The sequence below is a fragment of the Caballeronia terrestris genome, assembly GCF_001544515.1.
Taxonomy (GTDB): domain Bacteria; phylum Pseudomonadota; class Gammaproteobacteria; order Burkholderiales; family Burkholderiaceae; genus Caballeronia; species Caballeronia terrestris.
Genome location: NZ_FCOL02000226.1, coordinates 1 through 3,171 on the forward strand (window position 1 = coordinate 1; position 3,171 = coordinate 3,171).

Here is a 3,171-nt window from a genome sequence, read left to right on the forward strand (position 1 = left end):
ATGAGGATTCGGACGCCTGTCTAAAAAAGGCGCTTGGCGTTCCTTTCATCACAGACACCTTCACTGTGTCGGGAGTCGTCGCGAATCATCGCGGCGATGTCCGCTGCTGGCCCCGGTTTCCGTCTTTCGACAAGTCACCGCGGGACCGCATGTCGAGCGATGATTTTTATCACGTAGTTTGCGCTTCGCCTCCCGAGCGTCCCAATGCTGACTGCTGCGTCGCCGCCAGATCCGGAAAACTCCCCTTTTTATCCAACATCCGTCCCAGGCGCAGTTTCGCCGCTTCGATCTTATGAACCGGAAGCGACGCCAGTTGCGCGTCGTACGCCCGCAGGACCGCTTCGATGACTTCACAGTGCGACGCGTCGAGCCGCCACTCATCGACCATTACTGCGTGGTGGATGCACGCCTTCAACGCAAGCTCGGCGGCGAGGAACGTCTCAAACAACCCGTTTCGTCTCTCGGCCTCGTTCGCGAGAAACGTCAAGTAGAGCGTTTTCAAGAGCTCGCTGGCGAGATCTGCATTGCCCTGTCCTTGCCGCAGCGCGGCCAGCGCCAGGTGGCTTCTCAGCGACAGCGCGCGCGCCTTGGCCGGGGCGATCGGCAACAGCTGCTCCCGCGAGAGCGGTGTGCGGCGCATCGGCTTCGATGGTTTCGCTTTTTTCGCCATGAAATGCGTTCGTCCCGGTGACGATCTTGAGCAGGACGTCGCTTCTCGGAGCCTCTTCGTTGCGGCTCTGTATGGCTTCAGAGAAGCGCCGTTATCGGCACATTACTCCTTTGCCGGACCGCGTTCTGTGCGCCGCGCATAATAGCCGGCGACTTCTTCGAGCACGCGTTGTTTCTCGGCCTGCACGTAGAGCGTGGTGGTCGCGAGCGAGGCGTGACCCAGCACCTTCTGGACGACATCGACCGGCACCGCATCGGCAACCGACTGGGTGCCAAAGGTATGCCGGAACGCATGAGCATTCGCCTGACCGAGTCTCACACGTTCATCGAGGCTCAACGCATCCATCGTCTCGACGAGCGTTCTGAGCATCCGGCCGATCAGTCGATTCAGCCCATCCGCGGTATAGCCGGCCTCTTCGATTTCGAGCGCGTCGCCACGTTGCGTCCGATGCCGACGACGCGCTGCGTCGGTCCACGGAATGATGACGGGGCCAAGCAGCGGCCCGCGAGGTGCAATGCTCGGTACCCCTGCGCTCGCGATTGCGGCACCGTCGAGTTCCCTGCCGCGATCGGCCCAATGCGCGCGCAATGCCCCGAGCGTCGCCGCACTGACCGGCACGGTGCGCTCACGCTGACCCTTGCCGACAATCGTCAGCTCCCACACGGGCCGCTCGAGCGTGCCGTACACCGACGCTTTGAGATTCTCCCGGCGGGCCGAGGCCGCTTCTTCGCGACGCAGACCTGAATCTCCCATCAGCAGAATCGCCGCGCGCACAGCGCGCCACTGCACGCCTCTCTTCGACTCGCGCCACTGCGCAGTCGAGCGGCAATCGCCCTCCTCCGCGCATCGCACATCGAGCTCGCTGCGCAGGCGTCGCCATAGATCCGCCGGCAACGCGCGCTCAATCTTCATCGCACTCGCGCGCTGAATCACCGGCGGATCGTTGACGGCGGTCCACGGATTGCCGCCCAGATAGCGCACGTCGACCCACCACGCGAACGCGGCGCGCAACGCTCGCACCGCATAGCGTTGAGAATCTGCTGAAAGCGCGGCCGACCCGTCCGCCGTCGAGGCGAAGGGTCGCCAGCGCGGCGAGTGCCGTGCGAAACGCTCGCCGACGAAGCGCGGATCCGGGCTTTTCAGAAAATCCTTGTACGCCTCGCAGTCGTCAACCCGCAGGTCACTCAAGGCCTTGCCGCGCAACACCACCGCCCACAACAGGAAACGCTCGAGTTCCTTGGTATACGCGCGCAGCGTCTTCAGTTGATCGCGATACCGATTCAGATACGCGCGCACCGCATCGAGATCGTGATTGGCCTGGATATAGCAGAAGGCGGTGGATCGGTTCTCGCCGTCGGCACCCGACAGCGCGTGCGGCACCACGAGCCGCTCGAGCGGCGCAAGCGTCAGGCGAGCTGAACCGCTGCTCGGCCCGCCGCTTGGGCCTGATTTCGTCACCTCGGTCGCCGGCCTCACCTCGATCAGTTCGTCCGCGACCAATGGCACACCGTCCCGCTCGACCGAGTCGACATCCGCGTCGATCGTCAGACCGAGCGCGGTTTGCTGGCGCCGCAACCAGCTCACAATCGCGCGTGCGCGCCCCGGACCGATGCGCGGGATCGAGCGCCACCAGCTGCTGCCCCGCCGGTTGCAGAACGCGACCAGCTCGCCCAACGTCGCGATGCCCTCGCCTTTCAGACGCCGGGCCACGCGCGGACGCAGCCAGGCGCCGATCGCGTGATCGGGGTGCGGCGGCAGTGTCGCCAGCTGCGCCGCTTCGGTCACCATCCGAAACGTGACCGTGGTCAGCTTCGCTTGGCCGTGCTGCTTGATCGACCCGCGCAAGTGATTGGCGAGCACGGTTGAGCCGTGCGCGAGCGCGAGCTGCACCAGTGTGTCGAGCATCGTGTTGAGATGCCGCTCCATCGCACCGGGGGTCGCCGCGTGCGGATCGGCGTCCGGATCGTAGTAGGTGCGCGCGATCACCGCGGGCGCGATGCGCTGCACGTAGGCCCGCAGTGCCGTGAAATCCTTCGCCGTATAGCCGCGCTCAAGGGTCAGCTGCTCTGCGGTGAGCTTTTCCGGGGCGAGTCTGGACGAGACGTCAGACATCGTGGCCTCCCTCATCGTCGCCCTCGCCCGCGCACGGCGACCTGGGTAAGTCACGAAACATCGGTGGCGTCAGCGTCGGCAGACCGAGCGCCGTCAGCGCCGCGTTCGCTTGTCCCAGAAACACCTCGGGCCAGGTGCCGCACAAGATCTCAAACGCGAGGCGCGCGTCGTGCAGTTGCTTCGCGAGCCACAGATCTTCGAACGGTTCACCCCACACGTCTCCAAACAGCACCCGCTGCACGAGCACCACGGCACCGCATGCCGCAATGAAGTCGAGCACCGGCAGGAACCGCTGGTCTTCGACGATCGCGCGGCGTTGTTGCATATATCCGGGCGCGGCGCGGCGGCCTGACGTTTACGCGCAACGGTCGGGGGCGGTGCCCCTGTTA

3 protein-coding genes are annotated in these 3,171 nt (G+C 65.0%); all 3 read right to left on the reverse strand.

Annotation, left to right across the window (positions count from 1 at the left end; all coding sequences use genetic code 11):
• Positions 1-169 precede the first annotated feature (169 nt).
• Positions 170-670, reverse strand: a complete 501-nt coding sequence (locus AWB67_RS35645; protein ID WP_087660588.1) for a hypothetical protein — start codon at positions 668-670, stop codon at positions 170-172.
• Between the two features lie 102 nt (positions 671-772).
• Complete coding sequence (locus tag AWB67_RS35650) at positions 773-2,782, reverse strand: site-specific integrase (protein WP_235025551.1); 2,010 nt, start codon at positions 2,780-2,782, stop codon at positions 773-775.
• Positions 2,775-3,107 carry a hypothetical protein gene (locus tag AWB67_RS35655; RefSeq protein ID WP_087660590.1) on the reverse strand — a complete coding sequence of 111 codons (333 nt, stop codon included), beginning with the start codon at positions 3,105-3,107 and terminating at the stop codon, positions 2,775-2,777. The genes AWB67_RS35650 and AWB67_RS35655 overlap by 8 nt, the downstream gene beginning before the upstream one ends.
• Between the last annotated feature and the right edge of the window lie 64 nt (positions 3,108-3,171).